The organism is Rhizobium sp. NLR22b (assembly GCF_019685295.1).
Classification (GTDB): domain Bacteria; phylum Pseudomonadota; class Alphaproteobacteria; order Rhizobiales; family Rhizobiaceae; genus Rhizobium.
The window spans coordinates 15,168-41,572 of sequence record NZ_JABDWM010000024.1 but is presented as its reverse complement, the minus strand read 5'-3'; the positions used below and the strand labels follow the sequence as shown (position 1 = coordinate 41,572).

The 26,405-nt window shown below is 62.3% G+C and carries 21 protein-coding genes and 1 pseudogene; 10 read left to right on the top strand and 12 right to left on the bottom strand.

What is annotated here, in order from left to right; translation table 11 throughout:
• A complete protein-coding gene (locus HJC00_RS28590) occupies window positions 1-699 on the bottom strand; it encodes a GntR family transcriptional regulator (protein WP_221165006.1) in 699 nt (232 codons plus the stop codon).
• A 94-nt stretch (window positions 700-793) separates the two neighbouring features.
• Here HJC00_RS28590 and HJC00_RS28585 point away from each other — a divergent pair, with 94 nt between their 5' ends.
• From HJC00_RS28585 to HJC00_RS28565, 5 genes and pseudogenes are all read left to right on the top strand, one after another.
• Window positions 794-1,828, top strand: coding sequence for an Ldh family oxidoreductase (locus HJC00_RS28585; RefSeq protein WP_210631755.1), 1,035 nt, complete (start codon window positions 794-796; stop codon window positions 1,826-1,828).
• Window positions 1,825-3,054, top strand: coding sequence for an iron-containing alcohol dehydrogenase (locus HJC00_RS28580; RefSeq protein ID WP_210631756.1), 1,230 nt, complete (start codon window positions 1,825-1,827; stop codon window positions 3,052-3,054). The genes HJC00_RS28585 and HJC00_RS28580 overlap by 4 nt, the downstream gene beginning before the upstream one ends.
• Before the next feature lie 14 nt (window positions 3,055-3,068).
• Complete coding sequence (locus HJC00_RS28575; RefSeq protein WP_210631757.1) at window positions 3,069-4,556, top strand: NAD-dependent succinate-semialdehyde dehydrogenase; 1,488 nt, start codon at window positions 3,069-3,071, stop codon at window positions 4,554-4,556.
• Window positions 4,557-4,566: 10 nt separating this feature from the next.
• Window positions 4,567-5,480 (top strand): annotated as a pseudogene (locus HJC00_RS28570) (alpha/beta hydrolase).
• A 274-nt stretch (window positions 5,481-5,754) separates the two neighbouring features.
• Window positions 5,755-8,295, top strand: a complete 2,541-nt coding sequence (locus HJC00_RS28565) for a methyl-accepting chemotaxis protein (protein ID WP_221165014.1) — start codon at window positions 5,755-5,757, stop codon at window positions 8,293-8,295.
• Window positions 8,296-8,324: 29 nt separating this feature from the next.
• Here HJC00_RS28565 and HJC00_RS28560 read toward each other — a convergent pair whose 3' ends face one another.
• Complete coding sequence (locus HJC00_RS28560; RefSeq protein WP_221098914.1) at window positions 8,325-9,650, bottom strand: FAD-binding oxidoreductase; 1,326 nt, start codon at window positions 9,648-9,650, stop codon at window positions 8,325-8,327.
• Window positions 9,651-9,886: 236 nt separating this feature from the next.
• Between HJC00_RS28560 and HJC00_RS28555 the strand changes: the two genes are divergently transcribed.
• Window positions 9,887-10,363, top strand: a complete 477-nt coding sequence (locus HJC00_RS28555; RefSeq protein ID WP_210632195.1) for an Lrp/AsnC family transcriptional regulator — start codon at window positions 9,887-9,889, stop codon at window positions 10,361-10,363.
• A gap of 336 nt (window positions 10,364-10,699) precedes the next feature.
• On the opposite strand, the gene HJC00_RS28550 is transcribed toward HJC00_RS28555, so the two are convergent.
• The 10 genes from HJC00_RS28550 to ltnD all read right to left on the bottom strand — a co-directional run bounded on the left by HJC00_RS28550 (window position 10,700) and on the right by ltnD (window position 22,257).
• Window positions 10,700-12,355, bottom strand: coding sequence for an ABC transporter ATP-binding protein (locus tag HJC00_RS28550; protein ID WP_210631762.1), 1,656 nt, complete (start codon window positions 12,353-12,355; stop codon window positions 10,700-10,702).
• Window positions 12,352-13,218: an ABC transporter permease gene (locus HJC00_RS28545; protein WP_221165005.1), complete on the bottom strand. Its 867-nt coding sequence runs from the start codon at window positions 13,216-13,218 to the stop codon at window positions 12,352-12,354. The genes HJC00_RS28550 and HJC00_RS28545 overlap by 4 nt, the downstream gene beginning before the upstream one ends.
• A complete protein-coding gene (locus HJC00_RS28540) occupies window positions 13,215-14,165 on the bottom strand; it encodes an ABC transporter permease (RefSeq protein ID WP_221165004.1) in 951 nt (316 codons plus the stop codon). The genes HJC00_RS28545 and HJC00_RS28540 overlap by 4 nt, the downstream gene beginning before the upstream one ends.
• A 73-nt stretch (window positions 14,166-14,238) precedes the next feature.
• Window positions 14,239-15,849, bottom strand: a complete 1,611-nt coding sequence (locus HJC00_RS28535; protein WP_221155932.1) for an ABC transporter substrate-binding protein — start codon at window positions 15,847-15,849, stop codon at window positions 14,239-14,241.
• Window positions 15,850-15,911: 62 nt separating this feature from the next.
• Window positions 15,912-16,625, bottom strand: coding sequence for an HAD-IA family hydrolase (locus tag HJC00_RS28530; protein ID WP_210631766.1), 714 nt, complete (start codon window positions 16,623-16,625; stop codon window positions 15,912-15,914).
• Window positions 16,626-16,846: 221 nt separating this feature from the next.
• Window positions 16,847-18,223 carry an aspartate aminotransferase family protein gene (locus HJC00_RS28525; RefSeq protein ID WP_221165003.1) on the bottom strand — a complete coding sequence of 459 codons (1,377 nt, stop codon included), beginning with the start codon at window positions 18,221-18,223 and terminating at the stop codon, window positions 16,847-16,849.
• Window positions 18,224-18,235: 12 nt separating this feature from the next.
• Window positions 18,236-19,072 (bottom strand): GNAT family N-acetyltransferase, encoded by an 837-nt coding sequence (locus tag HJC00_RS28520; RefSeq protein WP_221165002.1) that lies wholly within the window; start codon window positions 19,070-19,072, stop codon window positions 18,236-18,238.
• 167 nt (window positions 19,073-19,239) lie between these two features.
• Complete coding sequence (gene otnK / locus HJC00_RS28515) at window positions 19,240-20,517, bottom strand: 3-oxo-tetronate kinase (RefSeq protein ID WP_221165001.1); 1,278 nt, start codon at window positions 20,515-20,517, stop codon at window positions 19,240-19,242.
• A gap of 3 nt (window positions 20,518-20,520) precedes the next feature.
• Window positions 20,521-21,297, bottom strand: coding sequence for a 2-oxo-tetronate isomerase (gene otnI, locus HJC00_RS28510; protein WP_210631770.1), 777 nt, complete (start codon window positions 21,295-21,297; stop codon window positions 20,521-20,523).
• Window positions 21,298-21,312: 15 nt separating this feature from the next.
• On the bottom strand, window positions 21,313-22,257 hold the full coding sequence (ltnD, locus tag HJC00_RS28505; RefSeq protein WP_221165000.1) for an L-threonate dehydrogenase: 945 nt from the start codon (window positions 22,255-22,257) through the stop codon (window positions 21,313-21,315).
• Window positions 22,258-22,485: 228 nt separating this feature from the next.
• On the opposite strand from ltnD, the gene HJC00_RS28500 reads away from it, so the two are divergent.
• From HJC00_RS28500 to HJC00_RS28485, 4 genes are all read left to right on the top strand, one after another.
• Window positions 22,486-23,484: a LacI family DNA-binding transcriptional regulator gene (locus HJC00_RS28500; protein WP_221155947.1), complete on the top strand. Its 999-nt coding sequence runs from the start codon at window positions 22,486-22,488 to the stop codon at window positions 23,482-23,484.
• A gap of 16 nt (window positions 23,485-23,500) precedes the next feature.
• Window positions 23,501-24,169, top strand: coding sequence for an aldolase (locus tag HJC00_RS28495; protein WP_210631772.1), 669 nt, complete (start codon window positions 23,501-23,503; stop codon window positions 24,167-24,169).
• A gap of 158 nt (window positions 24,170-24,327) precedes the next feature.
• Window positions 24,328-24,996, top strand: a complete 669-nt coding sequence (locus HJC00_RS28490) for a haloacid dehalogenase type II (protein ID WP_221164999.1) — start codon at window positions 24,328-24,330, stop codon at window positions 24,994-24,996.
• 13 nt (window positions 24,997-25,009) lie between these two features.
• Window positions 25,010-26,284 carry an FAD-binding oxidoreductase gene (locus HJC00_RS28485; RefSeq protein ID WP_210631774.1) on the top strand — a complete coding sequence of 425 codons (1,275 nt, stop codon included), beginning with the start codon at window positions 25,010-25,012 and terminating at the stop codon, window positions 26,282-26,284.
• The last annotated feature ends 121 nt before the right edge of the window (window positions 26,285-26,405 follow it).

The window sequence follows — 26,405 nt, the reverse complement described above, 5'->3', positions numbered from 1 at the left end:
TCAGATGTCGTCGAACGCCGGCAACAGCCGGTCTCGCGAACGTTCAATGTGGATGCGCATTGCGTTCTCAGCAGCGCGGGGGTCGCGCGCCGCGAAGGCGTCGAGTAGCGTCTGATGCTCGCCGAGTGCCTCCTCCGTGACGCGGCGATGAAACATCAGGCGGAAAATGTGGAAATGCGTGTGCTGGAATGCCAGCATTTCTCGGATCAACTCGTTACCGGCAAACTCCATGATGCGGTCGTGGAAAATAGCGTCCTTGCGGGCGAAGGCCGAATAGTTCGCCCGCTCGTCCCTATCGTCGCGACGTGTCATCACGCCTGCGGCGTCCGTGAGGATGGCCAGTTTTTCGTCGTTCATCGCCTGAGCCGCCTTCGCAGCGCCGGCAGGTTCCAGCAGCAGACGAAGTTCATAGAGTTCATCGAAGCGGTGGCGCGTAATCTGGGGCGCAGCGCGGTAGCCGACGAGATGCTGCTTGACGACGAGGCCTTCGCCCTCAAGCCGACCGAGAGCTTCGCGGATCGGAGTGTGGGAGACGTTGAACTCCCTGACCAGGTTGTCGACCGTAATGCGCTCTCCGGGGGCGATCTTCAGCGACATGAGCTGGTTGAAGATTGCCTCGTAGACGTCGACAGCTAAGCCGTTGGCGCGCTGGATCTGGGCCGTTCCCGTTGAGGGTTCTCTAAGTCTCGTCGAAATCATCTGATGCCTTGCCTCTTGACAGGTTCAATCGCTAGCACGATGCTGCGTGTAAGACAATCCTATATCCTATACGATTTAATATAGGGGACAAATCATGCGCGTTTCCGAAGCGGCAGCCCTTGCGCTTGCCACCCGCCTGCTCGAAGAGCATGGCGCACCGCGTGACCATGCGGCGCTGCAGGCTCGCGTCCTGGTGACGGCCGAGATGAAGGGGCACCCCTCGCATGGCCTGTGCCGGCTCTCGCGCCTCGTCGAAAGGATCAAGCGCGGTGTCATCGACCCACAGACGAAGGGAACGCAGCGCTGGCGGGCGGATGCAGTGCTGGAGGTCGAGGGATCGGCGGGACTTGGCCCCATCGTCGCCATGGCCGCGATCGAGCGGTTGGCGCCTCATATTCCTGATCTTGGCATCGGCCTGGTCGCCGTGCGCAATGCGAACCATCTCGGCATGCTCGCGCATTATGTTGAGGCCGTTGCTGCGATGGGTTTGGTCTGCATCGCGCTATCGTCCAGTGAGGCGCTGGTCCATCCATTCGGCGGTACACGGGCAATGCTTGGCACCAACCCCATCGCCATTGGCGTTCCGACCGCCGAAGACCCACTTGTGCTTGACCTTGCCACCAGCATCGTGCCGATGGGCAGGATCCATCATCACGCGGCGACCGGCAGACCCATTCCCGAGGGATGGGCGCGCGATGCGGCCGGCAGGCCGACGACAGATCCGAAGCGTGCCAAGGCCGGCGCGATTGCACCCTTCGGCGATGCAAAAGGCTATGGCCTCGGCATTGCCCTCGAGCTGCTGGTGGCGGCTCTTGCAGGCTCCGCGCTCGCACCCGAGGTGCACGGCACGCTCGACAGCCAGTCGCCATGCAACAAGGGCGACGTCTTCATTCTGATCGAGCCCAGTCTGGCGCCGGGTCTTCCGACGCGGCTGTCGGCCTATCTCGCTGCGGTGCGCGCCTCACCATCCGAGATGGCCGGCGAACCGGTTCGCGTCCCCGGGGATCGTGCGCGTCAGCGGCGTGCGGCCGCCAGCCGCAATGGTTTTGAGATCGACCAGCGCCTTTGGGACGACCTAAACGCGCTTTCCCCCTCCCGTATCCTGGCCTTCGAGGGACAAAGATCATGAGCCTGTTTGCCGCCTTGAGGCTGCCGCGGGAAATCCTGTTTGGTGTCGGCCAGCGTCATGCACTACCGAGCGTCGCCAGCAAGACCGGACGGCGCGCTCTCGTCTGCACGGACGCGCGTTTTGCCGCAACGCCCGTCTTCGCGGAAATGATCGCTGCCGTCAAAGCGGCCGGCATTGGCGTCGTAGTGCATGACCAGACGCTGCCGGACGTGCCGCGCGATACCGTAGCTATCTGCGTTGAAGCCGCGCGCGGCTTCGAACCAGATATGGTGATCGGGATTGGCGGTGGCAGTTGCCTCGATATGGCGAAATGCGCCTCGCTCCTGCTCGCTCATGGCGGCGCGCTCACCGATTATTATGGTGAGTTCAAGGTGCCTGCACCGGTCCTGCCGGTCATTGCTGTGCCGACCACGGCCGGCACCGGCTCCGAGGTAACGCCGGTTGCGGTTGTTTCCGATTCCGACCGTATCCTGAAGGTTGGAATTTCCAGCCCATATCTCATCGCCGCAGCGGCGATCTGTGATCCCGAACTCACCTTGTCCTGCCCGCCTGGGCTGACGGCGATTGCCGGTGCCGATGCGCTGACGCATGCCATCGAGGCGTTCACGGCGATGCGCCGCCCCGGCGATGCGGAGCTTGCGCAGCAGCATGTCTTCGTCGGCAAAAGCGATCTCACCGACCAGTTCGCTCTGCATGCCATCCGGCTCCTCAGCCGGAGCCTGGAAAAGGCCTTTGCCGACGGTTCGGACGTCGATGCGCGCGCCGATGTGATGATGGGCGCGCTTGCAGCCGGCTGCGCCTTCGGAACCGCGGGCACTGCCGCAGCCCACGCGGTGCAATATCCGGTCGGCGCCCTGACGCATACGCCGCATGGACTCGGGGTAGCGACCATGCTTCCCTATGTGATGGCATTTAATCGCCGCGTCGCCGTCGCGGAAATTGCCGCGGTCGGTAAAGCGCTCGGCCTCGATCCCAATGGAATAGAGAAGGACGAGACAGTTGCCGATGCCGCAATCGCCGAGGTGAGCCGCCTCTTTGCGGCGATCGGCATTGCGCCGACGCTCGCCGGACTCGGCCTTCCCGAAGACCGGATCGACTGGGCGGCCGGGGAGGCCCTCGGAATCGGCCGGCTGATCAAGAATAACCCACGCCCCCTCGATTCGGCCGCCATGCGCGGCCTGGTTCGGGCCGCCTATGACGGCGACCTGGCCGCTTCCGCCCTCTGACCTCGGAAATCATCATGAACGTCAACCAGCTTTCTCTCCACCCCGACGATGATACCTTCGGGCTCAGCTCGTTTTCCCGTGGTCTCTATATAGGCGGCGCCTGGCGGCCTGCGGCAGGCGAAGGTCGGATCCAGGTGATCGATCCGTCGACCGAGGTGGTCATTGCCGCCGTGCCGGATGCGACGCTTGCGGATGCGGCAGCGGCCGTGGAGGCTGCGGCGAGCGCCGCGGAAAGCTGGCGCGAGACTCCGCCGAGAAAGCGTTCCGAGATCCTGCGCCGCTGCTTCGAACTTATGGTGGAGCGCTCCGAAACGCTCGCGAGACTCATTTCGCTCGAGAACGGAAAGGCTTTGCGCGATGCGCGCGGCGAGGTGGCCTATGCGGCGGAATTCTTCCGATGGAACGCTGAGGAGGCGGTGCGGATCTCAGGTGAATTCGGCATCGCCCCGGCCGGCGGAAACCGGATCGTCGTCGATTACCAGGCTATCGGCATCTGCGTACTCATTACACCCTGGAATTTCCCGGCCGCGATGGCGACCCGCAAGATTGCGCCAGCCCTTGCCGCAGGCTGCACCGTCATCCTCAAGCCGGCGAGCGAGACGCCGTTGACGGCCTATGCGCTTGCTGCTCTCTACGAGGAGGCTGGCGTGCCGCCGGGCGTGGTGAACGTGATGACAACATCGACGCCGAGCCCCGTCATCGCCGCTATGCTGGCTGACCCCCGTGTGCGAAAGCTTTCCTTTACAGGCTCGACGGGTGTCGGGCGCACGCTGCTGGCGGAAGCAGCAAAAAATGTCATCTCCTGCTCCATGGAGCTCGGCGGCAACGCGCCATTCATCGTTTTCGACGACGCCGACGTTGATGCTGCGATCGAGGGTCTGATGGTTGCGAAAATGCGCAATGCCGGTGAGGCGTGCACCGCTGCGAACCGGATCTATGTCCAGTCCGCTATCCACGATGCCTTCGCGGAAAAATTTACCCGGCGCATGGCCGCCCTCGAGATCGGCCCAGGTGTAGATCCGGATACCGAATGCGGTCCGATGATCACACGCAAGGCAGTGGAGAAGATCGACCGTCTGGTTACGGACGCCATTTCAAAGGGGGCGCGCGCGCTCTGCGGCGGACGAACATTGGCAGGGCCGGGCTTCTTCTATCCGCCGACGGTGCTCGTCGACGTCTCGCCGGCCTCAGACATGGGGTGTGAAGAGATTTTCGGTCCCGTCGCGCCGCTCTATCGTTTCGACAGCGAGGCAGAGGTCATAGCTGCGGCCAATGATACCGAGTACGGCCTCGCCGCCTACATCTATACCCGCGACATCAGCCGTGGCATGCGCGTCGCTTCGAAGGTCGAGGCGGGCATGATCGCTCTCAATCGTGGACTGGTCTCCGATCCCGCTGCCCCCTTTGGCGGTGTGAAGCAGAGCGGCCTCGGACGTGAAGGAGGGCAGCATCACGGTATCGCAGAGTTCATGGAAGCCAAGTACATTGCCACCAGCTTCTGAGGAGGAGCGCGTGACCGCCGATCCGTTCCGCATTCGTGATCATGTCTCAGATTTCGACGAGATCGTCGCCGATCTCCGTGCCCGCAGCCTTGCAACGCGGCGCACCGTGACCATGGAGGCCAACATCGCTTACGGGGCTGGGCCAGGCGAGACGCTCGATATCTTCGTGCCGAATGATGCCGACCCTGACATGCCGATACACATGTTCATCCATGGTGGCTATTGGCGAATGTTTTCCAAGGAGGATTATTCCTGCGTCGCTGAGACGATCACAGGCGCCGGCGCGGTCGCAGCCATCGTCGATTATTCGTTGATGCCCGGCGCGAGAATGGACGTTCTGGTTGGTCAGGTCCTGAAAGCCAAGGCTTTCCTGCTGGCCCATGCCGATCGTTTTGGCGCCACACCGCACCGATTCTCCGTCAGCGGTCACTCCGCCGGTGCACATCTGGCAACCTTTCTCTTCCACCGGTCTCCTTCGCCTTCGCGCGTCGTTGCCGCTTTCCTGCTCGGCGGGCTCTACGACCTCGAGCCCCTGCAGACCTCCTTCCTGCGTGACGAGATCGCCTTGAGCGACGAGGAGGTGAGACGGTTTACGCCCATGCGTCACGAGCACGATCCTGCAACGCGCGTCGCTATCATGGCCGGCGAACAGGAAACTGATCCGTTTAAAATTCAGGCAAATGCGTTCAGAAAGATTCTTGCCGCCCAAGGGCTTGATGTGTGGGCATCGCTCGCCGCAGACGGGAACCACATGAGCACGGTACGCGACCTCGCCGTCGCTGGCACACCTGTGGCGGCAGCGTTGCGCGCCGCAATTGCCAATATGCCGGTGAGGAACTGAAGCGACCAACGTTCCCCTACCGCCGTTTGTCGCGATGGTGGCAGTCGAAGAGTGTGCATTGTCATGATCGGACCAATTTGTAGCGACCGGCGCGTTGAAGACAAAATGCCGTGCCCGCTGCGCCGGCGGCAAACAGGGGCTTGTCAGGACTTGAAGATCGTAGGGGTTTTTCTTCACCATCTCCTACGCGCCGGATAACTCGACACCATTGACCATTTTTTTAAGAGTTATGCCTATCGTGATGGCCTCGGACGCGGCCGCCGCCAATTGAGACAATGGTCAGTTTGCACGCAGGAGTGCTGTTGCATGCCGGAGCCGGAGAAAGAGCCGAATTTCCTGGGCAGGGGCGAACATTTCATGTCGTTGATTGATCGACTGTTGCAGCGCATGCGGATCGTGACGAAGGTTCTCTTCTTCGTCGTCCCTCTGATCGTCCTCATAGCGGGCATCGGGCTTTTCGGCTATTTCACCGCCGGCACGCTCAAGGGCCAGATGACCCTGACGCGGCAGACGATCGACGCGCTTTCCAGTTTCCAGCAGCTGCGATCCTCGCTGACGGCCTTTACCGATCTTCCGACGGCGGCCACGCGCGACCGGCTGATCGCCAGCATCTCCGATCAGGAGAAAGGCGCTACGACGCTCGATGCGATGTTGATCGATCCGTCCCAGAAGCAGCAGATCTCGGCGGTGCGCGACCTCGGCGGCAGGATGCAGGGTAGTGCGGACGCGCTTTGGGCCGTGGCTCAGGAGCGGACGAATACCGAACAGGCGATCGATGCGGCCGTGGCGCAGCTTTTCAAGGAGAGCCAGACCGCCCGCAAGCAGCTCGACGTCCTTCAGGATCAGGCGAACGGAAAGGAAGCCTTCGTCCGGGCGCTTCTCCTCGATGCCTCCGCCTACAAGAACATCGCCCAGCGCATTGTGAAATTGCGCAAGGCGACCGCGCAGGCGGCTGCCCCCGCGGATGTCGCCGGCGCTCTTGGCAGCCTTCTGCCGCCGCTCGTCAAGGAGGTCGGCGGGAGCGCCGCAGTCGCTTCCGACAAGGCTCAAAGCCAGATTGCCGCGCTGAAGCCGGTATTGGACAAACTCGCCGCGATGGCCAAGGACAGCGCCAACCTGACGCTTGTGGGCTATGCTCCCGTCGACCAGGATCTGCAGGGCTTTGAAGAGAAGTTCGTAAAGCTCGCCTCAGGAAATGCGGATACCGCTATCGAGCGTTTTGTCGGCATGGATGCGAATATCGGCACGCTGCGCTCCATGGTGGCGATCGTCAGTGCCGCGTTCAAATCGATCGACGATCTGCGCCTGCACCTGAGTGAATTGAACAGACGGGTCGATGCCGAAGCGCGGGACGCCGTTCTCGCCGATCTCAAGGGGCTGCGCGAAAGCGCTGGACAGCTCGTGCCCTTGAGCGGCAAAAACGCCGCCTTGCAGGAACTTGCGAAGAAGATAGAGCCATCCCTCGCCACGATCGAGAAGGACACGTCGCTGCTGATATCGGTCGCAGATCGGTGGCGGGCAGAGAGGGGGACGGCGACCGAACTCGTGGCATCGGCAAGCCATACTCTGGAGCAATTCGTCAGCACGGCGCAGGAAAGCGGCAAGGACATCAGCCAGCGCTCGGCCACCATGTCGCTCTCGGCAATGATCGCGGGCACGGTGCTTGCGATCATCGGCGGCCTGATGCTGATCGAAACGCTGCGCGGACCGCTGAAGCGGATCACCCAGACGATGACGAGACTTGCCGCCGGCGATCTCGACGTTCCGATCGGCGACGGCAAGCGCGGCGACGAAATCGGTGATATGATCCGGTCCGTGACCGTGTTCCGCGACCAGGCGCTTGAAAAGACCAGGCTCGAAGAGGTGGCTGAGGCTAACAGGGCGCGGGACGAACACGAGCAGGCCCGCCGCGCAGCCGAGCAGGCGCGCATCGAGGCCGAGCAGAGCGAGGCTCTGGACGCCTTGTCCGACATGCTCGGCAAACTCGCCGACGGCAATCTCGCAGCCGTGATGAGCGAGGAACTGGCCGCCGATTATGTTGCGATGGCCAGGACCTACAACCAGGCGATCGATGCGCTTCGCCGCACGCTCGCCGAGGTCCGCAACACCACCTACGAAATCGCCGAGGGCAGCACCAATCTTTCGGGTGCGGCCGACGATTTGGCGCGGCGCACGGAACAACAGGCGGCCGCTCTCGAAGACAGTTCACGCGTGCTTGGCGAACTCACAGCCAGCGTTCGCACGACAGCGGAAAACGCGCACCAGACATCGGTTTCCGTCGCGGAGGCGCATCGGCAGGCGGAGCATTCCGCGGCTGTCGTCGCCAAGGCCGTTGACGCGATGGACGCGATCAATCGTTCGTCGGACAAGGTCTCCAGCATTATCGGCGTGATCGACGAGATTGCCTTCCAGACCAATCTTCTCGCACTCAATGCCGGCGTCGAGGCGGCGCGGGCAGGAGAGGCGGGCAGGGGTTTTGCCGTCGTCGCACAGGAGGTGCGCGAGCTTGCACAGCGTTGCGCCAAGGCCGCCCGCGAAATCAAGGATCTCATTTCCAACAGCGCGTCGCAGGTTGGCGCGGGCGTCAGGCTCGTGGAGGAGACTGGGGAGGCGCTTTCCGTGATCATAGAGCATTTCACCTCGATCAACGGGCTGGTGCAGGTCATCTCGACCGCCACCAGCACGCAGTACAAAGGGATCGACGAGGTCAACAGCGCGGTTCGCGACATCGAGCATATCACTCAGCACAATGCCGCCATGGTGGAGGAAAACACCGCCGAAATTCACAGGCTTCGGCAGCAGGTGGAACTGCTGAACGAAAGGATTTCCCGATTTCAGACCGCCGACGGCCGCAAGCCTTCCACCGCCGTGAGCCCGCGAATGGCGGCCGCCTCCTGAGTGTCCTTCGCGGCTTCGTGCGACATTGTCTAGAAGTCAGCGACCTTGCCCCAGGCGGATTCCGCGAAGCGGTTGGGATGATAGGGCCTGGGATCGACGATCGGCTCATTGCCGGTGACGATATCGGCAATCAGATGACCGGCGCCGGGTCCGATGCCGAAGCCGTGGCCGCTGAAGCCCGCAGCGAGGATGAAGCCCGGAAGGGTAGCGATCTCGCCGATCCCCGGCACGCCATCTGGCGTGCTGTCGATATAGCCCGCCCAGGCCGCGTTGATTTCGGCGTTCTTCAAGGCGGGCAGCAGCTGGAGCGCCCGTGAATGCGTGAGAGCGATGGTGGTCTTGTCGATGGCCGGGTCGAGGATGCGCATCCGCTCCATCGGCGTCGGCCTGTCGAGCCGCCATCGCGCCAGAGATTCGTGCCCTGAGCGAATTCCTTCCAGTCCGCCGGGTGCGAGGCTGCGCCAGCGCCGGGCGAACATCGGCAGGAACTGCGGCGCGAAACGGAGCTGCTGCGCGGTTGGGTCGACGCGGCCGCGGCCGCTGATCGCCAGCGTGTAGCCGCCGTCGCCGCGGCGTGTCACTGATACCGCTGATGTATGCAGCGCATCCGGCAGGCCGAGTGCACCCGGCGAAACCGACAGGATCGACGAGCGGATCGAAGCTTGCGGAAATCGAATGCCGAGCTGGCGGCAGAAGGACGAGGCCCAGGCGCCGCCGGCCAGGATCGCGATCTTTGTCCCGATGGTGCCGTGCTCGGTGACGACGCCTGAAACCCTGCCGCCTTCAATGTCGACGCCGCGGGCCGCACAGGATTGATGCACCGTGCCGCCGAGCTTCAGGATCGCACGCGCGACGGCAGGCGCGGCTCTTCCAGGATCGGCGGTGCCGTCGGTCGGCGAAAAGACCCCGCCTTTCCATACGGCGCCGGTGGCCCGCCCGCGTTCGGTTGCCTCCGCGCCACTCAACATATGGGTTGTGACACCGACCGATCGGGCGAAATCGCGCCAGCGGGCCCAGCCTGAAAGTTCTTCCTCGCTATTGCTGAGATAGAAGAGGCCGCAGCGGCGGAAGCCGGTGTCCTCGCCTGTTTCGATGGCGAAGCGCTCCCACAGATCGAGGCTCTTGGTCGAGATCGGCAATTCACGAGCATCGCGGTTCTGCTGCCGGCACCAGCCCCAGTTGCGGCTCGATTGTTCTGCCCCGACAAGGCCTTTCTCGACGAGGGCGACCTTCAATCCACGTTTGGCCAGATAATAGGCGGCGAAGACGCCGACGATGCCGCCGCCGATCACGACCGCATCGGCGGCAGCGGGTAGCTGCGGTGTAGTGTCGACGCGCGTCAATGGTGCGGGCATGGCATGGTCTCCGTTTCAGGCCAGTCTAACGGATTCACCGCCACGCCTTTGCCGGAGTTCATCCCACGGCAGCAGAAGATTCCGTCTTGCGGGCCGGCCGGCAGCCATTTGTGCTTCGGCATGTCCCGCAATCCGGTCGACACCCCTTTGTGATGTGTTAAGCTCGACGTTGGAGAGGCTGCAGCATAATCTGCTGCGCCGTTGGCGATCTCGAGCAAGCGAAGGCGCGTGTGATGATGAAACTCGACCGGATCGACATAAAAATTCTCTACGAACTGCAGAAGAATGGCCGCGTCACCAATGTGGAGCTCGCCGAGCTGGTCAATCTGTCGCCGAGCCCCTGCCTGATGCGGGTGAAGAAGCTGCAGTCCGAAGGTTACATCGAAGGTTATTCGGCTCAGATCAACGTCAGCAAACTCGGGCGGACACTGACCGTGTTCACCGAAATCACCCTGAAAAACCATCGGCAGATCGACTTCGCCCGGTTCCTCGCAGCGATCGAGAAGGTCGACCAGGTGATCGAATGCCATCTGGTTTCGGGCGGCTACGACTATCTGCTGAAATTCGTCACCGCCGGAATAGACGAATACCAGACGATCATGGAGCGGCTCACTGACATGGACGTCGGCATCGACAAATATTTCAGCTTCGTCGTCCTGAAATCACCGATCGTCAAGGCGCACATGCCACTGACGACCTTGTTCCCGCATTAGGGCTATTCAAGCAAAACGGCACAGCGGTTTTGCGTCTCTCATCCTGCGTGCATATCGGTTCCCTGTGTCGCAGGTCGTTCCCCCCATAAATAGAAGCCTTTCAATGGTTGGAAGGACTTGCGACAAAATCTCATCCCTGCCTTCCAAAGCCATGTTGGCTGCCACTTGCTGGGGTTCTGCAGTCGAGTCGAGGCTTTCCAGCACGACCCGACCCGGCGTGCGCTCGATTTGGCTAGCGCCTTGCTTTGATTTAAAAGGGTGGATCAGTCGCGCATAGAACGACGGCATGATTCTTGGGGCAAAAACTGAGCCAGGAAATGCGCGTGGGACCGGCCCTCAGTGCCGGCAATAGGCCCGCACTAGTTCCGGATCCTGCTGGAGCTCGTCGAGCCAGGCCGGATCAAGCGTCGGCACCGACGAGAAGAGCAGTTGCGAATAGGGATGCTGCGGCGCCTTCACCTTCGCGGGGCTGATTTCTTCGATCTTTCGGCCGCCATACATGACGACGATCTCGTCGCAGATCGCTTCCACCACCGACAGATCGTGGCTGATGAAGATGTAGGAGAGGCCGAGTTCCCGCTGCAGTTCCTTGAGGAGATCGATCACGGCGGCAGCGACCACGGTGTCGAGCGCCGAGGTGATCTCGTCGCAGAGGATCAGCTTCGGATCGGCGGCGAGCGCCCGGGCGAAGTTGACGCGCTGCTTTTGCCCGCCCGAGAGTTCCCCCGGCCTGCGGTGGCGCAGGTTGCGGGGAAGGCGCACCATGTCGAGGAGTTCGTCGATCCGGGCATTTCGCGCCTGTCGATCCATGCGATGGTAAAAAACCAGCGGCCTGGCGAGGATGTCCTCGACGGATTTTGCCGGATTGAGCGCCGTATCGGCATATTGGAAGACGATCTGCATCTCGCGCAACTGATCACGTGAGCGCTCGCGAGCGCTGCGGCGCAGTTCCGTGCCGTCGAAGATGATCTTGCCGACGGCTGCCGGCAGGATGCCGGCAATGGTGCGGGCGAGCGTCGACTTACCACAACCGGATTCTCCGATGATGCCGAGGTTGCGCCCTTTTTCCACCGTCAGGCTCACATGCTCGACTGCGCGAACCAGGGGAAGGCCGTCGGCTTGGCGCTGTCCGTACCCAGCGACGAGATTTTCGATCGTCAGAAGCGGCGCCGTCGCGGCCTCTATTGCGCCCGCCGTGCCGCGCGATTTCGGCTCGAAGGCTGCAAGCAGTTCTCTGGTATAGGGATGCTTTGGATCGTTCAGAATCTCTTCGGTGGTGCCGGTTTCCTGGGTTTCTCCGCCTTTGAGAACGACGATGCGGTCGGCGATCTGGGCGACGACGGCAAGGTCGTGCGAGACATAGACGCCCGATATGCCGCCTTTTTTCATCACCGATTTGAAAGCGCGCAGAACTTCGATCTGGGTCGTCACGTCGAGCGCCGTTGTCGGCTCGTCGAAGATGACCAGAGTGGGATCGCCGATCAGCGCCATGGCGGCTGCAAGGCGCTGCAACTGGCCGCCGGAAACCTGGTGCGGGTACCGGCTGCCGATCGTCTCCGGTTCCGGTAGGGAAAGCGCCCGAAAGAGCTCGATAGCCCGGGCACGCGCATCTTCCGGCGACATCAGCTGATGAATGCGGGTAACCTCGATCACCTGGTCCATGATCGATGTGGCCGGGTTGAAGGCAGCGGCGGCCGATTGCGGCACATAGGCGACTTGCGTGCCGCGCACCTTGGCGCGCTGCTTCTCGCTGAGGGTGACCATGTCCTTGCCACCGACCGAAACGCTGCCGCCGGAGATGCGGCAGCCCGCGCGGGTATGGCCCATGAGCGTCAGGGCGATGGTCGTCTTCCCCGAGCCGCTCTCACCGATCAGCGCGACGATCTCGCCCTCGGCAATATCAAGACTGACACCCTTGATGATCTCGACGCGTCGGCCGGAATCGGTGGTGGCCTCGACCTTCAGGTCACGAATTTCGATGAAATTGCTCATGACGGGCTCCGGTCGCGAATCTTCTGCGGCAGGTTGTCGATCAGCAGATTGACGCTGATCGTGAGGCTGGCGATGGCAAGTGAGGGGAACATCACCGCCGGCGCGCCGAATGGCAGGCCACCGATATTCTCGCGCACGAGCGCACCCCAGTCGGCATAGGGCGGCTGGACGCCGAGGCCCAGGAAGGACAGTCCCGACAGCAGCAGAACAATGAAGACGAAACGAATGCCGAGATCGGCAAGCACCGGCCCGACGATATTGGGCAGGATTTCCGAGCGAATGAGATAGAGGGTGCTTTCACCGCGGATGCGCGCGACGGTGATGAAATCCATGGTATTGATGTTGACGGCGAGCGCCCGGGCGAAGCGGTAGGAGCCAGGGATGTAGATCACCGACAGCGTCAGGATCAGAACCGGGATCGAAGAGCCGACCGCGGCGACCACCACCAGACCGAAAAGCTTGCTCGGAATGGAATTCATGGCGTCGAGGAAGCGGCTGAGGATCGTGTCGAGCCAACCGCCGGCGACCGCCGCGATCATGCCGAGCACCACACCGCTGAAGCAGGCGATCGTTACCGCCGCGAGCGAGATGCCGACCGTATAACGCGCGCCCATCAGAATCCGCGACAGCATATCGCGGCCGAGATAATCAGAGCCCAGCCAGAGCTCCCGGCTCATCGGGCCGAAATAATCGAGATCGACAATTTCGCCGATGGGATAAGGGATAATCAATGGCGCGAAGATCGCGACGAGCGCCCAAGCGAGGATGACGGTCAGGCCGATCGCTCCGATGAGGTTGAAGCGATAACCAAGCCGGGTTCCGGACAGCCGGGCGGAAGTGGTCTCGGAGCTGGTCATGGTCATCGGAGCCTCGGATTGGAAAGAATGGCGATGATATCGGCGATGGTGATCAGCAGCAGATAGCCAAGACAGAAGATCATCGCGCAGCTCTGGATCAGCGGCAGGTCGCGGGTGGCTACGGCGTCCAGCATCAGCTTGGCGATACCGGGGTAGTTGAAGATGGTCTCGACGATGATGACACCCCCGAGCAGATAGGAGAGCGACAGCGCGACAGCATTGACGATCGGGCCGAGAGCATTCGGCAGCGCATGGCGAAAGACGATGCGCGGCCGGGAGGCGCCCTTGAGCAACGCCATCTCGACATAGGGCGTGTTGAGCGTCTCGATCACCGCTGCACGCGTCATCCGGATCATCTGGGCCGAGACGACGAAAGTGAGCGTGATCACCGGCATGGCATAGACGCGCAACAGGTCGCTCAGACTGTGGACCTCGTTGGCCAGGGAGAGCGCCGGCAGCCATTTCAGGTAGACGGCGAAGATGAGCGCGGCGGAGGTCGCGACCATGAATTCCGGCACCGAGATGACACCGATGGTGATTACGGTGACGATCCGGTCGTAAAGAGTGCCGCGCAGCATTGCCGCGGTGATCCCGAGTGTCAGCGCAATCGGCACGGAGAACAGCGCGGTGACGCCGGCAAGTTTCAGCGTATTAATGAAGCGGCCGGCAATCAGGGCTGCGACCGGCATTTCGTTGGCATAGGACGTGCCGAGGTCGCCCTGCAATAGACCGACGATCCAGCGCAGGAAACGAAAGAGGGCCGGCTCGTCGAGATGCATGGCCTTGCGCAGCCCTTCGACGGCTTCCGGCGTGGCGGCCTGACCGAGCAGGATCGTCGCCGTATCGCCCGGCAGGAGCGTTGTTGCGAAGAAGACCGCGAAAGAGACGATCAGCAGTGTGATCACGGCGACGAACAATCTGCTCAGCACAAGGGATAAGACCTGGTTGTTCACGGGTGGCTCCCCTTTCGTCTCGGTCGGTTTCGAAAGAACCGGGGCTGGGCCGCAGCCCCGGTTCTTTAATCTATCAGGCTTCAAGCCAGACGTATTCGGCAAAGGCATATCCCATCTGGCCGCCGAGCGGGTTGGGCTCCAGACCCTTGAGTTTGGCAGTGGTGGCGTCGACATTCGAGAGATAAGCCGGAATGATCGTGCCGGCTTCATTGGCAATCATCGCCTGCATCTCGTCATAGATTGCCTTGCGCTTTTCCTGGTCGAGCGACCCGCGTGCTTCGATCAGCATCTTGTCGAACTTTTCCGACTTGTACTGGCTCTCATTCCAGGGAGCCTGCGAGGAATAAAGCAGCGAGAACAGGATGTCGGGGGTAGGACGTGGATTGATATTGCCGAAATGGATCGGCGCCTTGAGCCAATAATTGTCCCAGTAACCGTCGGAGGGAACCCGCTGGACATCGAGCTTGAGGCCGATCTCGGCGCCTGACGCCTGAATGATCATCGCCATGTCGATCGACGAGTTTGCCGCCTCGGAGGCGATCACGGGAATGGATTGACCGAGCACGCCAGCCTTGTCGAAGTGGAATTTCGCCTTGTCCGGATCGAAGGCGCGCGGCTTCAGATCGGCGTTGCGGTAATAGTTGACGGGGGAAACCGGCTGGTCGTTGCCGATCTCACCGAGGCCACGAAGCGCCGATTTGACGATCTGTTCGCGGTTGACGAGATACTTCATGCCCTCGATGAAGTCCCGCTTGTTGCCGGGATTCATGTCCAGCCGCATGTTGAGGTTGGTGTAGTTGCCGGACGTCGTCTTCGACAAGGTGAAGCCGTCACCCTGGGCTTCGACAAGGCGCATCGAGCGTGGATTGATCGAGGCTGCGAGGTGGATATCGCCTGATAGCAGGGCGTTGACGCGGGCATTGTCGTCGCTGATGGCGAAATATTCGAAGGAATCGACGTTGGGGCCGGATTTCCAGTAGTTCTTGTTCTTGATCCCGACGGAACGAACGCCCGGCTCGAAGACTTCCCTGACGAAAGCGCCGGTGCCGTTGGCCTTGGTGAAATCGGTCGTCCCGTCGGCAACGATCATGAAGTGGTGCATCGACAGGATGGTCGGCAGGTCGGCATTCGGATCGGCAAGCGTGATCTCGACGGTCTGCTTGTCGATAGCCTTGAAGCTGGTCATCTGGGCGGCGATCTTGGCAACCTTCGAACCGACGGACGGGTCGAGATGGCGCTTCAGCGAGAAGACGACGTCTTCAGCCGTCAGCGGTTTGCCGTCATGGAAAGTGACGCCCTTCTTCAGCTTGACGGTCCAGGTCTTGGCGTCCTTGGATTCGATCGCCTCGGCAAGCTCCATCTGCGGCGTACCGCTCTTGTCGAGGAAGGTGAGGCGGTTATAGAAGGAGCAGCAGCGGACATAGTCGGTAGAGAGCGACGCCTTTGCTGGGTCGAGTGTATCAGCCGTCGACGACGACCAGCCGGCCGCCTTGAGTGCTCCGCCGGCAACGGGCGTCGCAGCGAGCGCCTTGCCGGCGCGGCCGAGCACAAGCCCGCCGGCCGACATGGCAACGCCGCCCGCAAGCATCATATGCAGCAATTCGCGACGGGTTGCGCCACGACGGATGGCGGTTTCGATCATGGCGTCGTCGGATCTGGTCCAATTGGTGATCTTGTTGTTCATCTCATTCCCCTTTTCCTCTGTGACGGGCCGCCTTAGTGGCGGGCCCGATCCGGCTTTAAAAGTCAGGCGCGCGCGGCGGCGACGGCCTCTGCAAGGTCGGCCATCGACGTGAAATGATAGTCGGGTGCGGTGAACTCGGCCGGCTCGATCGTGCCGCCGTAGCCCTTCTGGGCATGCCGCCGCTCGATCCAGCAATTGACCAGGCCGAGTTTCCTGGACACCCCGATATCGTGGTACTGGCTCTGGGCGACATGCAGGATTTCATCTTTCGAATGCCCTTCCGAAGCGATGTAGGCGAAGACTTGCTCGAAGAAGGCCGGGTCGGGTTTCTCGGTCCCCGTATCGTCGGCAGTGAAGGCCGCGTGGAAGGGATTGCCGAGCTCCTTCTGGAAGAATTCGAATGCCCAGCGGCGGGCGTTGGTCATCGCTACGAGGCGGTAATCTTTTGCGAGCTCTGCCAGTGCTGTGGCGCTGTCGGTGAAACCCTTCCAGCTCTTTGCCGAGTCCCGCAGTCGTTCGCCGTATTGGCGATCGGCCGGCAGGTCGAGCTTCGGCGCGATCGCGAGATAGACGCGCACGAGATCGTCGGGAAAGAGGTCGGCGTCGTCGGAGTAGCGGACCTCGCGGTAGAGGCTGAGCGCCCGCTCGCCATCGATTTCATTTCCCGTTTCGGCCGCGATCTCGGCAAGACAAGTCTTGAGACCGCCCTCGAAATCGATGAGCGTGCCGACGACGTCGAAGGTCAGGTATTTGAATTCCGAAAGGCTCTTGCTCACGTGAATTCCCCAGTGTTCGGCCCCAATCGGAGCGCGGCTTCTCGAAGAAGAATTTTCTGTTCCGCCGGCGGTCTCGTTGTCCCGCTCTTGTCTGGAACGCTCGCATCCGCCGGTTCCAGGTCTTTTCTTGATTTCAGTTTGTCACCTGCGCTGCGCCGGATTCTCCGAAAAGGCGCCATGAGGCGGCACAAAATACCGAATCTCGCTGTTTCGCGATATTCTCAGGCCCGCAGCGCCCGACGCACATCCGGGTCCTCCAACGTCTCGTCGAGCGTCATACGGGTGCGCTCGACGATTGCGTCGATCTCCGTTTCAGTGCAGCACAGCGGCGGGGCATAACCAAGCACACCATTGCCGAACGCGCGGATGACGAGGCCGTTTTCCCAGGCGCGATCGAAGATGCGGCGCGCCGGTTCGGCCGATGCCGGCAGCGGTGTCTTGTTCACCTTGTCTACCACAAGCTCGATGGCAGCAAGCATACCGCGCCCGCGGACATCGCCGACGAGCGGGTGATCCCTCAGCGAGTCCAGGCCCTGCATCAGCCGCCTCCCGGCCTTGACTCCATTGTCGAGAAGGCCGTTTTCGTAGAGTTTCAACACTTCGAGGCCGACGGCGGCGCTGACAGGGTGGGCCGAATAGGTGTAGCCATGGCCAATCGCGCTGGCACCCGCCCCGTCGGCAATCGTCTCATAAACGTGATCGGCCGTGAAAACGGCGCCCATCGGCACGTAGCCTGAGGTGAGGCCCTTGGCGGCTGTCATGAGGTCAGGCACGACCCCTTCCTCACTGCAGGCAAAAAGCGGCCCGGTCCGGCCAAAGCCGGTGATCACCTCATCGGCGACAAAAAGGATGTCGTGCTCGCGGCAGAATTCCCGCATCGCCTTGAGCCAGCCTTTCGGCGGCACAAGCACGCCCCCCGAACCCTGGATCGGTTCGACGTAGAAGGCGGCGACGCGTTCGGGCCCGATCGCCTCGACCTTGCTTTTCAGTGCCACGAGCGAGGCCTCAATGATCGCCTGCGGGCTGTCGCCGACTGGATTGCGGTAGGCGTAATGCGACGGAATTTTATGCTGCCAGTCGAAAGGAAGGCCGAAGCCGGCATGGAAGGCTGGCAAGGCGGTGAGGCCCGCGCCCACCGTCGAGGAGCCGTGATAGCCCTGTTCGACCGAAATGAACTGATCGCGTTCGGGCCGCCCTCGAGCATTCCAGTAGTAGCGGATGAAGCGGATCGTGCTATCCACCGCATCTGAGCCGCCGAGCGTGAAATAGACATGGTTCAGATCGCCCGGCGCCCGGTCGGCAAGCTCTCCGGCGAGTCGGATCGCAGGCTCGGAGCCGAGGCCGAAATAGGCGGTCGCATAGGGAAGCTCCCGCATCTGCCGGGCCGCCGCCTCGACAATGCTCTCGTGGCCGTAACCGGCATTGACGCACCAGAGGCCGGCGAAACCGTCGATCAGTTGTTTGCCCGAGGCGTCGGTGACCGTTGCTCCCTTGGCCGAGGCCAGCACCCGTACGCCATGCTTTTCATGGCTGCGGTAGGATGCCACCGGATGAATGAGATGGGCGCGATCGAGTTCGATGAGCGAATTGCTGTACATGGGATCTCCGGATCAGCCGAGTGCCTGACTGGCAAGGGCAAAGTTGGTAGCGGTCCGGGCGGCGACGTCGCCGGCCGATGGCTTTCTCATAACGATGCCACCGCCGACATGGGCGAGCCCCAGCGTGACCAGCCATGGAGAGAGTCCGGTTTCGGCAGTCGTATCCACCCGGAGGAACCGTCCTGCCCGTGCGGCGATGTGATGTTCGATGAGCTTGCGCGCGTCTTCGATATCCGCGGCGACCACGGGTCCGATCACCTCGCCGCGACCGAAGGGACGCAGGCAGGCGAAACCAGAGACACCGCCGTCGCGGCGAATGACGGCGAATTCGCCGATCCTTGCGAGATAGGAGATGAGCTTTTCTCGGTCGGCGCCGAAGGCAAGGCGGTCCACCCCAATGATGGCCGGGAGATCGTCGGCGGTGGCAGCGCTCGTGCCGGCCGGCGCGCCGATTTCTCCGACAAGGCCTTGGTGCTGCAGCACGGTCCCGGTTTCATGAAAGCCGAGCTTCTCGTAGAGCGGTAGGCCCACCGTTGTCGCGACCAGCCGCAGCGGCCGGTCGCCTGCGATCCGCAAGGCGGCTTCCATCAGCCTGCGGCCGAGGCCACGGCCGCGCATGGTTTCGTCGACGATGACCATGTTGATGGTCGCGCAATCTTGCCTGTAGGGTGTGACGAGGATGGTGCCGACGACCCTGTGGTCCTCGATCGCGACCACGCCCTCGCTCAACGCGAGCGCCATCTGCCAGTCTTCCCGCCGATGCGGCCAGCCCGCCTGTCTGGAGAGCGCAACGGCGCCTTCCAGATGGTCTGGACTGAATGCAGTGATTTCGATCTGACGAGTTTGCATCGGGCCGTCCTTCATGTCGTGCCCGCAAGTCTGCCGGAGCCCCGGCGGGCAGATCGTCTGAAGGCCGCGGTTCAGGCGGTATCTTATGGCTTTACCTCGGCGGACCGCCGCATCTTATGCTGGAGCCGATCGATATATTCCATCGGGATGCTCCATGGCTGGTGGGATTACCTCATCATCGCCAGCGCTGCCTCAAAGAAGTCGTCGCCACCGAAGTTTCCTGATTTCAATGCCAGAAGCATGTCGTCCTGCCGATTGCCGACCGCCCGCAGCACCGGCACGCCGGGGGCAATTTCGGGGCCGATCAGAAATGCCGGGATGGCGAGCCTGTCGACGGCGGCCCCCGAGGTTTCGCCACCAGCGACCACCAGGCGCCGCACGCCTCTTTCAACCAGTTCAGCCGCGATGACCGAGGTCGCCGTCTCGATCGCGTGGCCGGAAGCCTCCCGCCCATATTGCAATTGCAGCCGGGATACGGTTTCCGGCGCCGCGCTCGCGGCGACGATCACGGGACCGGCGGAGATGCGGTCTCCGGCCCAGGAAATCGCCGCGGCGATCTCATCCGGGCCTGATATCAGCCGCTCCGGATCAAGCCGCAGCACAGGCATCGACCGTTCAGCGACCTCGAGCTGGCGTAGCGTTGCTTTCGAACAGCTGCCGGCAATAATCGCCGAAAACCCGCCGACAGGGCGAATGATGTCTTCAGCTGCTGCGCCGCCTGATATGCGGCCGGAACGGACGAGCGCCCGGGCAAGGCCGAGGCCAAGGCCGGACGCACCGGTCGACATCGGCGTTTCGAGTGCGATCTCGCCGAGTGTTTCCAGATCCCTCTCGCAAATCGCGTCGGCAATAGCCATGGTCACCCCTGTCGCGCGCAACGTATCGAGCCTCGCCCTGGCGGCGGCAGGGCCGGCCGCGACGGCTGCCAGGTCGATCAAGCCGACGGCGCCGCGCGATTGGCGGGTGAGAACCCGCACGAGGTTGGCGTCGTGCATGGGGTTGAGGGGGTGATCCTTGAGCGGACTTTCGTTCAAGGGTTGGCCGCCGACGAAGAGATGGCCGAGATAGACGGTGCGGCCGGTTTCCGGAAAGGCTGGTGTAACCAGCACGCTGCCGCCGCCCGCAGCATTGCGCAAGGCCTCGGTGACGGGACCGATATTGCCGGCATCGGTGGAATCGAAGGTCGAGCAGATTTTGTAAAGCACATGGCCCGCGCCCCGATGGCGCAGCCATCGCTCGGCTTCGGTGGCAGCCGTCACGGCCTCTGGGGCCCTGACCGAGCGGATTTTCAGGGAGACGACAACGGCATCCACGTCGGGCAGTGCCAGCGATGGATCCGGGATGCCGACCGTCTGCACCGTGCGCAGGCCATTCTTTGTCAGCGTGTTGGCAAGATCCGACGCGCCCGTATAGTCGTCAGCGATCGATCCGAGTGAAATAGCCATCGTCTAGCTCCGTGCAAAGGGTTTGAACCAGCCTAGACCGTCCAGTGTGTGGCTGCGCGGGATGTATTCGCAGCCGATGAAGCCGTCATAGCCCAGGCGGTCGATTTCGCCGAACAGATAGGGATAGTTCAGTTCCTCCCCATCCGGCTCGTTGCGTGACGGCACGCTGGCAATCTGGATATGGCCGGTGATCGGCAGCAGGCGCCGCAACGCCATGACGACGTCGCCATGGATGATCTGACGGTGATAGATATCGAACTGGAGCTTCAGGTTCGGCAAGCCGCATTCGGCAATCAGCAGTTCGGCTGCGTTGAAGTCGTTGAGGAAATATCCCGGCATGTTTCGCCCGTTGATCGGCTCGAGCAGGAGATCGATGCCCTTTTCCGCAAGCCGCTCGGCCGTATAGGTGACGGAGCGCCGATAACGGGAGGAGGCGTCGCCGTCGTGACGGTCGGCGATGCCCGCCATCAGGTGCAACCGTCCGACTCCCGTCGCTGCCGCAAAGTCCAGTGCCTTGTCGACATCGGCTTTCAGCGCATCGAACCGTTCGGGAAGGGCGGCAATGCCACGTTCGCCTGCTGCCCAGTCGCCCGGCGGCAGGTTGAACAAGGCCTGCTGCAGATTGTTGCGGGCAAGCCGCTCGGCAATTGCCTCCGGCGTGGCTTCATATGGAAAGAGGTATTCGACGGCGGCAAAGCCGGCATCGGCTGCGGCGTCGAAACGATCGAGGAATGCCCATTCGTTGAACATCATCGTCAGGTTGGCGGCGAAAACCGGCATGTCTAGCGTTCCTTTTTACAGCCTCTGCGGCTTCTCGTTGGAACCGGGCAATTCAGCGCCGGAAAGTTTGGCATAGAGCCGCGCGAGCGAGGAGTCGTCGTCCCGGCCCATGCCGGCGCCTGCGGCGGCCAGATACATCTGCAGGGCCGCGGCCGCGAGCGGTGACGGATATCGTTCGGAGCGCGCCATATCCTGGACGATACCGAGATCCTTGACGAAAATCTCGATGCTGCTGAGCGGCGTATAGTCTCCGGCCAGCACATGCGGCACGCGGTTTTCGAACATCCACGAATTGCCGGCCGAGGCGGTGATAACCTCATAGACCTTGTCGAGGTCGAGGCCCTGCTTGGCGGCAAAGGTGATGGCCTCGCAGGCGGCGGCGATGTGCACACCGGCAAGAAGCTGGTTGATCATCTTGAAGGCAGCGCCCGTTCCGGCCGCGTCGCCGAGTTCGTAGACCTTGCCGGCCATGGCGTTGAGACCTGGGCGCGCCCTGTCAAAGGCCTGGCTGGAGCCGGATGCCATGATCGTCAATTCGCCAAGCGCCGCCTTGGCTGCGCCGCCGGAAATCGGCGCATCGAGATAATGCAGACCGAGAGCCTCTACTCTTTGCGCCAGATTGCGTGCGACGGCGGGATCCATGGTTGCCGACGAGATGAACACGGCGCCTGGCTTCATCGTGCTCGCAACGCCTTCCGGGCCGAACAGCACGGCCTCGGTCTGCGCGCCGTTGACGACGACGGAGACGACGATGTCGGCATCCTTTGCCGCGCCGGCCGGGGTCTGTGCACCCCGTCCGCCGTCGGCGATGAAGCGGTCCACCGCCGCCGACCTGATGTCATATCCAACGACATCGAGCCCTGCGCGCTTCATCGACCGGGCCATTCCGAGCCCCATTGAACCAAGGCCGATGACGGCCGCGATGAAAGTCGAGCCTGAGTTTTCGGCAAGCGGTGTCATGGGAGTTTCTCCAGTCCTGAAAGAGCCGTGCCCCGGCAACTGCAGCCAAGTTTTGGCAGCGCTACCATTTCCCTACTCCCTTTTGGCAGCGCTGCCAACCGCAGATTGGCAGCGCTGCCAAAAATATCTTGCTTCTGGCCGGAAGTGATGAAAGATGGATGTTGCAGCGAGGCGTCCCAAGGATCGCTTCGCCCTCAAAGATTCCAGATGCCGGGTTCAAAAGCGACCATGGAATTCAAACATCAGGCGACGGTGACCCTTGCAGAGGTCGCGGAAGCGGCCGGAGTCGGCGAGAGTACGGTGTCGCGCGTGCTGCGCAACCACGGTTCGTTTTCCGGCAGAACGCGGGAGCGGGTGATGGCCGCCGTCGAGCGGCTGGGCTATGTCCCGAACCGGATCGCCGGAACGCTTGCCTCCACCGGTTCGCGTCTTGTCGCCTTCGTCATTCCCTCGCTGTCCAACATCGTATTTTCCGACGTGCTGCGTGGAGCGAGCGCCGTTCTGGAAGAAAACCGCTATCAGGCGGTCTTTTCGGTGACGGACTATGATCCGGGCAAGGAGGAGGCGCTAGCAACCGCGATGCTTGCCTGGCGGCCGGCAGCGGTGATGCTGGCGGGGTACGAGCACACCGACGGCACGGTGAAGATGTTGCGCGCCAGCGGGTGCCGGGTCGTGGAATTGCTCGATCTGGATGGCGATGCCCTCGATATCGCCGTCGGCTTCTCGAATCGTGCGGCCGGGCGGGAGAGCGCTGCCTTCCTGCTCAGACGGGGCTACCGAAGGATCGGCTATGTCGGTCACGACCTGGACCGCGACACCCGCGCCGGCAAGCGTTTTTCGAGCTTTTGCGAAACTCTCGACGCCAACGGAACTCCGCTCATTGCTCGCGAAATCCTGGCGGGCGCCTCGTCAGTGGAAAACGGCAAGAAGGGGCTGGAGCGACTGTTGGCACGAGCGACCGATCTCGATGCCGTCTATTTTTCCAACGACGACATGGCGCTCGGCGGTTATTTTCACTGTCTCTCTCAAGGGATCGTTATCCCCTCGCAGCTCGCCATATTCGGCTATAACGGCCTAGATATCGGCCGGGCAATACCGCAACCCCTGTCGACGATCCGGACGCCGCGCGTGGCGACGGGACAGACAGCCGCTGAGTTGGTCGTCGCCAACGCGCCGCCGCAAGCCATCGATCTCGGTTTTGAACTGATCGAAGGCGCAACTGCGTAAGATCGGAGGAACTGCCATGTCCGACGCCCGCCTGCGTGAGGAAATCTGCCGATACGGTCGCTCGCTGTTCGAGCGCGGGCTGACGCCGGGTTCGTCCGGCAATATATCGTTGCGGCTGGAGGACGGCGGCTGGCTGGTGACGCCGACCAACGCCTCGCTCGGCTTCCTCGACCCGGCCCGGATCTCCAGGCTCGATGCGGAAGGCCGGTTGCTGTCGGGCGACAAGCCGACCAAGGAAATCCCGCTTCACACCGCCCTCTACGACACACGCGGCAGTGCCCGCGCTATCGTCCACCTTCACTCGACACATGCGGTGGCGCTGACCATGCTGCCGGAGATCGATCCGCGTGCCGCCCTGCCGCCGATGACGCCATATTATCTCATGCGCGCCGGCGAGACCGCGTTGGTGCCGTATTATCGCCCAGGGGATCCGGCAGTGGCCGACGCGATCCGGGGACTGGCCGGCAGATATTCGTCGGTGCTTCTGGCCAATCATGGACCTGTTGTCGCCGGTGACAGCCTGGAGGCGGCGGTGTTTGCGACTGAGGAACTGGAGGAAACGGCAAAGCTCTATCTGCTGCTGCGCAACCTCAACCCCCGTTTCCTCAGCCCGGCTCAGGTGGCCGATCTCGTCGATACATTCGGCCTCGACCTTCCGTCGCAGCATGGCCACGATCACGATTGAACAGATCCCCGGCGCCCCGGGGAGGCGCAACCTTCTGCCAAACGCCGCTTTCGATACGATAGATTCTGCTTCCGATGCGGCCAATTCAGGCAGCCATGGGCGAAACGGAGCCTATGATTGTGAACAGGTCCCAGTTCCGATCGCTAAAGGATACGCAGATGACGACGTTCCGTCCGAAATACATCACCTTCGATTGCTACGGCACGCTGACCAATTTTCAGATGGCGGAAGCGGCGCGCGACCTCTACGGCAATCAGCTTGACGAGCCGCGCATGGCGGAGTTCATCAAGAATTTCGCCGCTTATCGCCTTGATGAGATCATGGGCGCCTGGAAGCCCTATGCCGAGGTGGTGCACAATTCGCTCGAACGGACTTGCAAGCGCAATGGCGTGGAATTTCGCCACGAAGCAGCGCAAATGGTTTACGAGCGTGTTCCCACCTGGGGGCCGCATCGCGACGTACCCGAAGGTCTTGCCAGGGTTGCCCGCGAAATTCCGCTGGTGATCCTGTCCAATGCCATGGATGCGCAGATCATGTCGAATGTCGAAAAGCTCGGCGCGCCCTTCCATGCGGTCTATACCGCGCAACAGGCAAATGCCTATAAGCCGCGTTTCCAAGCCTTCGAATATATGTTCGACATGCTCGGCTGCGGACCGCAGGACGTGCTCCATTGCTCGTCCTCCTTCCGCTATGACCTGATGTCTGCCCACGATCTCGGCATCAAGAACAAGGTCTGGGTCAACCGGGGCCACGAGCCGGCCAATCCCTATTACGGCTATGTCGAAATCCCTGATATCTCAGGTCTGCCCGGTGTCGTTGGCCTCTGACGGAGACAAACGGATGCAGTTTCAATCCTACTGGCATGACACAGCCCGCGCTTTTGCCGATGCGGCTCACGGTCCTGTCGAAGGACATTATGATGTGGCCGTCATCGGCGCCGGTTTTACCGGGCTTGCGGCCGCGCGCCAGCTTGCGAAAGCCGGCGTCAAGGTCGTCGTGCTGGAGGCCGAACGCGTGGGCTGGGGGGCGTCGGGACGCAATGGCGGCCATCTCAACAACGGGCTAGCCCATAGCTTCCTGTCTGCCAAGTCAGCACTCGGCACCGAGCGTGCCGTCGCGCTTTATCGGGCGTTCGACGAGTCGATCGACACCATCGAGGCGATCGTCGGCGAGGAGGGCATCGACTGCAATTTCCGTCGCGCCGGGAAGCTGAAGCTTGCCTCCAAGCCGCAGCATTTCGATGCCATTGCCCGCAATTTCGAGGCTGTGCATAGAGAGGTCGATCCGGAGACGGCGCTTCTTTCGGCGGATGACTTGAAGAGTGAGGTCGGCTCGCCTTTCCATGGCGCCATGCTCTCGAGGAAGAGCGCGATGATGCATATGGGGCGCTATGTCGCCGGGCTCGCCGCCGCGGCCGCCCGCCACGGCGCCGTCATTTTCGAAAAGGCCGCCGTGACCGGCCATCGGCAAGGCAATGGACGCCACAGCCTCAAGACGGGGCGCGGCACCGTCACCGCCGACCACGTACTGGTCGCGACAGGCGCCTACACCCCGTCGCTCTTCGGCTATTTCCGCCGCCGGATCATTTCCGTCGGCAGCTTCCTGCTCGCCACGCGGCCGCTGAGCGACGCCGAAATCGCAGCGACGATGCCGGGAAACCGGACCTGTGTCACCTCGCTGAATATCGGAAACTATTTCCGGCTGTCGCCGGACAAGCGGCTGATCTTCGGCGGTCGAGCACGCTTTTCCGCCACGTCGGACCAGCGGTCGGATGCAAGGAGCGGTGATATTCTGCGCGCCGGTCTGGCTGAAATCTTCCCGCAACTTGCCGGCATCGAGATCGACTACTGCTGGGGCGGGCTCGTCGATATGACGAAAGACCGTTATCCCCGCGCGGGCTATGGCGACGGCGTTTGGTACGCCATGGGCTATTCTGGCCACGGCGCCCAGCTCTCCACCCATCTCGGCATCATCATCGCCGATGCCATCATGGGCAAGGCGGACCGCAATCCGGTCAAAGGCCTCGAATGGCCTGCCGTCCCCGGCCATTTCGGCAAGCCGTGGTTTCTGCCGGTCGTCGGGCTCTATTACAAGACACTCGATCGCTTCATGTAAGCGCGGCGTGACGAGAGCGGTTCAGCCTTTCTCAGGCATCTCCCGTAAACTTGCCGCCGTTTGGAAGACAGTCAGAAAAACCATATGGGAAGGCGCCGGCGGAGCTTCCGGCGCCCTTTTT